Source organism: Aeromonas aquatica (assembly GCF_000764655.1).
In the GTDB taxonomy this organism is placed as follows: Bacteria; Pseudomonadota; Gammaproteobacteria; order Enterobacterales; family Aeromonadaceae; genus Aeromonas; species Aeromonas aquatica.
On the sequence record NZ_JRGL01000022.1, the window covers coordinates 1 to 6,780 of the forward strand.

At 56.8% G+C, this 6,780-nt stretch carries 9 protein-coding genes; all 9 read left to right on the plus strand.

Going from position 1 to position 6,780, the window contains the following annotated elements; all coding sequences use genetic code 11:
- Nucleotides 1-2,538 (plus strand): DNA-directed RNA polymerase subunit beta' (locus LG30_RS0105900; protein WP_033129796.1); only part of this gene is annotated, 2,538 nt, incomplete at its 5' end.
- A gap of 196 nt (nt 2,539-2,734) precedes the next feature.
- Nucleotides 2,735-3,451 (plus strand): helix-turn-helix transcriptional regulator, encoded by a 717-nt coding sequence (locus LG30_RS0105905; protein ID WP_033129797.1) that lies wholly within the window; start codon nt 2,735-2,737, stop codon nt 3,449-3,451.
- Between the two features lie 25 nt (nt 3,452-3,476).
- Complete coding sequence (locus LG30_RS0105910; protein WP_033129798.1) at nt 3,477-3,857, plus strand: RidA family protein; 381 nt, start codon at nt 3,477-3,479, stop codon at nt 3,855-3,857.
- An 86-nt stretch (nt 3,858-3,943) separates the two neighbouring features.
- Nucleotides 3,944-4,336 (plus strand): sulfurtransferase complex subunit TusD, encoded by a 393-nt coding sequence (tusD, locus tag LG30_RS0105915; protein WP_033129799.1) that lies wholly within the window; start codon nt 3,944-3,946, stop codon nt 4,334-4,336.
- A gap of 9 nt (nt 4,337-4,345) precedes the next feature.
- Complete coding sequence (tusC, locus tag LG30_RS0105920; protein ID WP_033129800.1) at nt 4,346-4,702, plus strand: sulfurtransferase complex subunit TusC; 357 nt, start codon at nt 4,346-4,348, stop codon at nt 4,700-4,702.
- Between the two features lie 7 nt (nt 4,703-4,709).
- Nucleotides 4,710-4,988, plus strand: a complete 279-nt coding sequence (tusB, locus tag LG30_RS0105925) for a sulfurtransferase complex subunit TusB (RefSeq protein WP_033129803.1) — start codon at nt 4,710-4,712, stop codon at nt 4,986-4,988.
- Between the two features lie 182 nt (nt 4,989-5,170).
- Entirely contained in the window at nt 5,171-5,545 is a 375-nt protein-coding gene (rpsL, locus tag LG30_RS21360; protein WP_005306278.1) for a 30S ribosomal protein S12, read from the plus strand.
- Between the two features lie 93 nt (nt 5,546-5,638).
- Nucleotides 5,639-6,109, plus strand: coding sequence for a 30S ribosomal protein S7 (gene rpsG, locus LG30_RS0105935; protein WP_033129801.1), 471 nt, complete (start codon nt 5,639-5,641; stop codon nt 6,107-6,109).
- A 74-nt stretch (nt 6,110-6,183) separates the two neighbouring features.
- A partial coding sequence (locus tag LG30_RS0105940; protein WP_033129802.1) for a GTP-binding protein occupies nt 6,184-6,780 on the plus strand: 597 nt, incomplete at its 3' end.

The following is a 6,780-nucleotide window of genomic DNA, read 5'->3' on the forward strand; positions in this document are numbered from 1 at the left end:
GCGCTGATCGACGAGCCCAAGGTGCTGACCGCTGCCGAAGAAGCGGATCTGGCTGCCAATCCGCAGAACTGGATCAAGTGCGTCTCCAACAAGGCGCTGGGCAAGAAGCTCATCTCTCGTCTGCTGAACACCTGCTATCGCAAGCAGGGCCTGAAGGACACCGTCATCTTCGCTGACCAGCTGATGTATACCGGTTTCCATTATGCGGCCCTGTCCGGTGCTTCCGTTGGTATCGATGACATGGTCATCCCGGATGCCAAGAAAGACATCGTTGCTGCTGCCGAAGCCGAAGTTGCCGAGATCCAGGACCAGTTCCTGTCCGGTTTGGTGACTGCGGGCGAACGCTACAACAAGGTTATCGATATCTGGGCCAGCGCGAACGATCGCGTCTCCAAGGCCATGATGGATAACCTCTCCAAGGAGCGGAACGTCAACTCCTTAGGGGAAGAGGAAGAGCAAGCCTCGTTCAACAGCATCTTCATGATGGCCGACTCTGGTGCACGGGGTTCCGCCGCCCAGATCCGTCAGCTGGCCGGTATGCGTGGCCTGATGGCCAAGCCGGATGGCTCCATCATCGAAACGCCGATCGTGGCGAACTTCCGTGAAGGTCTGAACGTACTGCAGTACTTCATCTCCACTCACGGTGCTCGTAAAGGTCTGGCGGATACCGCACTGAAGACGGCGAACTCTGGTTACCTGACCCGTCGTCTGGTTGACGTGGCACAGGACATGGTGATCACCGAGGACGATTGCGGTACTACCGAAGGTCTGTGGATGACTCCGCTGATCGAGGGTGGTGACGTGGTCGAGCCGCTGCGTGAGCGCGTGCTGGGCCGTGTGGTCGCCGAAGACGTGATCAAGCCGGGTACCGAAGAAGAAGTGCTGGTAGCGCGTAACACTCTGCTCGACGAGTATCTGTGTGACCTGCTGGAGCGCAACTCCGTCGACCGCGTGAAGGTACGTTCTGCCATCACCTGTGAGACCGACTTCGGTAACTGTGCTCACTGCTACGGCCGTGATCTGGCCCGTGGTCACCTGGTGAACAAGGGTGAGGCTGTCGGTGTTATCGCCGCCCAGTCCATCGGTGAACCGGGTACCCAGCTGACGATGCGTACCTTCCACATCGGTGGTGCCGCATCCCGAGCTGCTGCCGAGAGCAGCATCCAGGTCAAGAACACCGGTAGCATCAAGCTGCAGAACGCCAAGTTCGTTACCAACAGTGCCGACAAGCTGGTTATCACCTCCCGTTCTACCGAACTGACCATCATGGACGAGATGGGCCGTACCAAGGAAAGCCACAAGCTGCCTTACGGTTCCGTGTTGGAAGTGAAGGATGGCCAGGCCGTGAGCACCGGTGACACCGTCGCCAACTGGGATCCGCACACTCACCCGATCATCACCGAAGTAGCAGGTCGTCTGGACTTCGAGCACATGATCGAAGGCGTGACCATCACTCGTCAGACCGACGAGCTGACCGGTCTCTCCTCTATCGTCGTGCTGGATGTCAACGAGCGTCCGAGTGCCGGTAAAGAGATGCGTCCGACCGTGAAACTGGTCGACCTGAACGGTAAGGATGTCATGATCCCGGGTACCGATGTAGCCGCCCAGTACTTCCTGCCGGGCAAGGCGATCGTGAACCTGGAAGATGGTGCCAACGTGGGTGTGGGTGACGCGGTTGCGCGTATCCCGCAAGAATCCAGCGGTACCAAGGACATCACCGGTGGTCTGCCGCGCGTTGCGGATCTGTTCGAAGCACGTCAACCGAAGGAACCGGCTATCCTGGCCGAGATCTCCGGTACCATCTCCTTCGGGAAAGAGACCAAGGGCAAACGCCGTCTGGTCATCACCCCGACCGACGGTGGCGACATCTACGAAGAGATGATTCCGAAGTGGCGTCACCTTAACGTGTTCGAAGGTGAAAAAGTTGAGAAGGGTGAAGTGCTGGCGGACGGTCCTGAGTCTGCTCACGACATCCTGCGTCTGCGCGGTATCAGCCCGGTCGCCAACTACATCGCCAACGAAGTGCAGGACGTTTACCGTCTGCAAGGCGTTAAGATCAACGACAAGCACATCGAAGTCATCGTTCGTCAGATGCTGCGTAAGTGCGAGATCCTGAGCGCTGGCGACACCGACCTGATCGAAGGCGAGCAGGTTGAAGTGGCCCGTGTGAAGATTGCCAACCGTAAGCTGGTTGCCGAAGGTAAGACTCCGGCCACCTACCGTCACATCCTGATGGGTATTACCAAGGCATCTCTGAGCACCGAGTCCTTCATCTCCGCGGCTTCCTTCCAGGAAACCACCCGGGTTCTGACCGAAGCGGCCGTTGGCGGCAAGCGTGATGAACTGCGTGGCCTGAAAGAGAACGTAATCGTGGGTCGTCTGATCCCGGCTGGTACCGGCTTTGCCTACCACCACACCCGGATCAACCAGCGTGCCGCCGCAGCTCGTGCTGTCGGTGTGCCGCAGGTGACTGCCGATGAGGCTCAGCAAAATCTGGCGGATCTGCTCAACGCAGCCGGCAGTTTTGACGAAGAGTAATCTTCCGCTGCAGTGATGAGAAAGGGCCCCTTGAAGGGGCCCTTTTTTTGTCTGCGGCAGGGTAAAATCCCTGCACCGGGCTGGGGCAGGGGATGATCCAGTGCAAGCTTATAGAGCAAAAAATCAAAAAAAGTTGACATTGATCCCCCGCAATTGAAAACTCGGGAAAGTTGAATGGTTATTACAGGGGTAGAACATGGCGGTCGGTATCGAGGAGGTGCTGCTTCCCGAAGAGCAGCTGAGCGGTCGCGCTTTTACAGACGAAGACAGGGAGTTGTTGCGCTCTTATGAGGGCCTCATCGAGGGTCTGGCCGAACTGTTCGGCAAGCACTGCGAAGTGGTGCTGCACTCCCTGGAGAATTTGCACGAGTCGGTGATCAAGATAGCGAACGGCTTCAACACGGGCCGGACTCTGGGGGCACCGATCACCGATCTGGCCCTGCGGATGCTGAAAGACATCGAGAGTACGGGCCAGGATTACACCCAGAGTTACTTCGCCCGCAGCCGTACCGGCGCCCTGATGAAGTCGAGCACCATCGCCATCCGCAATGGCGACAAGCAGGTGATCGGCCTTATCTGCATCAACTTGCACATCAATGCGCCCTTCCACGAGTTCGTGGCCGAATTCTTCCCGACGCCGCAGCAAGTGGAGCGTCAGTCGCCGGAGACCTTCGCCAACAGCGTTGAAGAGCTGGTCGCCCAGACGGTGGACAACACCATCGACGAGATCAACCGCGATCCGTCCGTGGCGAACAATGCCAAGAACCGTTTTATCGTGACCCAGCTGTTCGAGAAGGGCATATTTGACATCAAGGATTCGATCAACCTGGTCGCCGACAAGCTGAATATTTCCAAACATACCGTGTATCTCTATATCCGACAGCGCAAGCAGGGTGAAGAAGAGAGCGAATAAGCGCCATAGAAGGGGATAGATAAGAATGGCTAAAGAAGTGATTGCAACCGACAAGGCTCCCGCCGCGATTGGCCCCTATGTACAGGCCACCAAGCTGGGTGAGCTGGTCTTTACCTCCGGACAGATCCCGCTCGATCCCGCCACCATGGATATCGTCGCCGGTGGCATCGAGGCGCAGGCCGAGCAGGTGATGAAGAACCTGGTTGCAGTATTGAAGGCGGCCGGTGCCGATACTGGCAAGGTTCTCAAGACCACCTGCTTCCTGAGCGACATGAACAACTTCGTGGCCTTCAATCAGGTGTATGCCCGCTACTTCGGTGAAGCCGCACCAGCACGCTCCTGCGTGGAAGTAGCGCGTCTGCCCAAGGATGTATTGGTCGAAGTCGAAGCCATCGCCTACGTCTGATCCAGGGTGACAGGAAGAGCCCCTCTTTGGAGGGGCTTTTTCGTCTTTGGGGTAGAATGGATGAAAACCTGTGCAGGAGCCCGGATATGAGTCTGAGTTTTGCCCTGCTGGTGACCGGGCCCGCCTATGGCACCCAGACGGCCAGCACCGCTTATCGCTTCGCCCTGAGCCTCATCGACCAGGGGCATCGCCTGTCTCACCTGTTCTTCTATCAGGATGGGGTTCATAACGGCAGTAGCTTGCATGCTCCTGCCTCCGATGAGACCGACCTGGTGGCGCTGTGGCGTGAGCTGGCGCTGGCGCAAGGCATTGCCATCGATGTCTGTGTCGCGGCCGCCATGCGGCGCGGTGTGCTCGATGAAACCGAGGCGAAAGGGGTCGGCAAGACCCAGTTCAATCTGCAGCCGCCGTTTCGCCTGAGTGGATTGGGGCAGCTGGCCGAGGCCAGCCTGACTGCCGATCGCTTCGTCCAGTTCTAGGGAGGCTCGATGAGCAAGATTGCCTTTATCTGTCGACGGGGTCCCCACGGCACGGCGAATGGTCGGGAAGGCCTTGATGCCTTGCTGGCGACCTCGGCATTGACCGAATCTCTGGCCCTGTTCCTGATCGGGGACGGGGTGTTGCAACTGGTCAGGGAGCAGTCACCACAGGGGATATTGCAGCGCCACTACGCGCCGACCTTCAAGATGTTGGAACTGTACGATATCGAAGAGGTCTATGTCTGTGCGGCGTCCCTGGCAGAGCGGGGCCTGACAGCCTCGGCTCTGCTGATCCCCGTGACGGTTTTGTCACCTGCCGAGATCCGCCATCAGTGGAACGGTTGTACAACCCACATCAGCTTCTGAGGTGCCCATGATACAGCTGGTATTGAACTCTCCCTTCCAAAGCCAGGATCTGGAGCAGGCGCTGCGTTATCGTGATGCCGAGGATGTGTTGGTGCTGATGCAGGACGCCGTGGTGGCGGCAATGGCCCCGCAATGGTGCGCGCGTCTGGCCGGGATCCCGCTCTATGTGATGGAAGAAGACCTGAAGGCGCGGGGATTGCAGGGCCGGATCGGGATGGAGCTCGATATGGCCGGCCTGATCGCGCTGATCGCCGAGCAGGGATCACCACAGACCTGGGCTGGCTAGTTTCTATTTTTACTCGGTAGCTCAGATGGTTACCACACTCCTGTCAGGATGTCATTTGCCCTTTGGCCGTACGAATTGTATAAATCTTGACTCCCCAGACAACAGGGCATAAAATTTCGCGTCCCCGTATCTGCGGGGAGGATTTTTCACACGTTTATGAAGTCATTATCAGGAGCCTTTTGATGGCAACTATTAACCAGTTGGTTCGCAAGCCACGCATCAAGCTCGTTGTAAAAAGCAACGTGCCGGCGCTGGAAGCGTGCCCTCAGAAGCGTGGCGTATGCACTCGTGTATATACCACCACCCCGAAGAAGCCTAACTCTGCACTGCGTAAAGTGTGCCGTGTACGTCTGACCAACGGCTTCGAAGTCACCTCCTACATCGGCGGTGAAGGTCACAACCTGCAGGAGCACTCCGTTGTTCTGATCCGTGGCGGTCGTGTCAAGGATTTGCCAGGTGTTCGTTATCACACCGTTCGTGGTGCGTTGGACTGTGCCGGTGTTAAAGACCGTAAGCAGGCTCGCTCCAAGTATGGCGTGAAGCGTCCTAAAGCTTAATGGTTCTCCGTTAAGTAAGGCCAAACGTTAATTCGTTTCTAGTTAGATAACTTTCTAGTTTTGGGTAATCCCTGAAGTTACGGAGAATTTGAAATGCCAAGACGTCGTGTTGTTGGTCAGCGTAAAATCCTGCCGGATCCTAAGTTCGGATCAGAGCTGCTGGCTAAATTTGTCAACGTAGTAATGGTTGACGGTAAGAAATCTGTTGCAGAAGCCATCGTATATGGCGCCCTGGACATCATTGCCACCAAATCTGGCAAAGAGCACCTGGCCCTGTTCGAAGTCGCTCTGGACAACATCCGTCCGTCCGTCGAGGTTAAATCTCGTCGTGTCGGTGGTGCAACTTATCAGGTACCGGTAGAAGTTCGTCCGGTCCGTCGCAATGCCCTGGCAATGCGCTGGTTGGTTGATGCCGCTCGTAAACGTGGTGAAAAATCAATGGCTCAGCGTTTGGCTGGCGAGCTGCTGGATGCCGCTGACAATAAGGGTTCGTCTGTCAAGAAACGTGAAGACGTTCACCGTATGGCTGAAGCGAACAAGGCCTTCGCTCACTTCCGCTGGTAATCCGCTTGCGCAGGGTCTTTTGGCTCTGCGCACCTTCAGTTATCTAGGGGCACGCTCCTAGTAAGAGGATGACAATGGCTCGTACAACCCCCATTGAGCGTTATCGTAACATCGGTATCTCTGCTCACATCGACGCCGGTAAGACTACCACTACCGAGCGCGTTCTGTTTTATACCGGTGTAAGTCACAAGATCGGTGAAGTTCACGATGGCGCCGCCACCATGGACTGGATGGAACAGGAACAAGAGCGTGGTATCACTATCACCTCCGCCGCGACCACCGCATTCTGGTCCGGTATGGGCAAACAGTTCCAACCGCACCGTATCAACATCATCGATACCCCGGGCCACGTTGACTTTACTATCGAAGTAGAGCGTTCAATGCGTGTTCTGGACGGTGCCGTGATGGTGTACTGTGCCGTAGGTGGCGTACAGCCACAGTCTGAGACCGTATGGCGTCAGGCTAACAAGTACAAGGTTCCCCGTATCGCGTTCGTCAACAAGATGGACCGTACTGGCGCCAACTATCTGCGCTGCGTTGAGCACATCAAGACCCGCCTGAAAGGTAACCCGGTTCCGCTGCAACTGAACATCGGTTCAGAAGAGAACTTCAAGGGCGTTATCGATCTGGTCAAGATGAAAGCCATCAACTGGAGCGAAGCTGACCAGGGC

Coding starts and splice junctions, on each gene's coding strand:
- LG30_RS0105910 (WP_033129798.1), top strand. CDS start 3,477: ATGGCTAAAGAAGTGATTGCAACCGACAAGGCTCCCGCCGCGATTGGC.
- rpsL (WP_005306278.1), top strand. CDS start 5,171: ATGGCAACTATTAACCAGTTGGTTCGCAAGCCACGCATCAAGCTCGTT.
- tusC (WP_033129800.1), top strand. CDS start 4,346: ATGAGCAAGATTGCCTTTATCTGTCGACGGGGTCCCCACGGCACGGCG.
- LG30_RS0105905 (WP_033129797.1), top strand. CDS start 2,735: ATGGCGGTCGGTATCGAGGAGGTGCTGCTTCCCGAAGAGCAGCTGAGC.
- tusB (WP_033129803.1), top strand. CDS start 4,710: ATGATACAGCTGGTATTGAACTCTCCCTTCCAAAGCCAGGATCTGGAG.
- tusD (WP_033129799.1), top strand. CDS start 3,944: ATGAGTCTGAGTTTTGCCCTGCTGGTGACCGGGCCCGCCTATGGCACC.
- rpsG (WP_033129801.1), top strand. CDS start 5,639: ATGCCAAGACGTCGTGTTGTTGGTCAGCGTAAAATCCTGCCGGATCCT.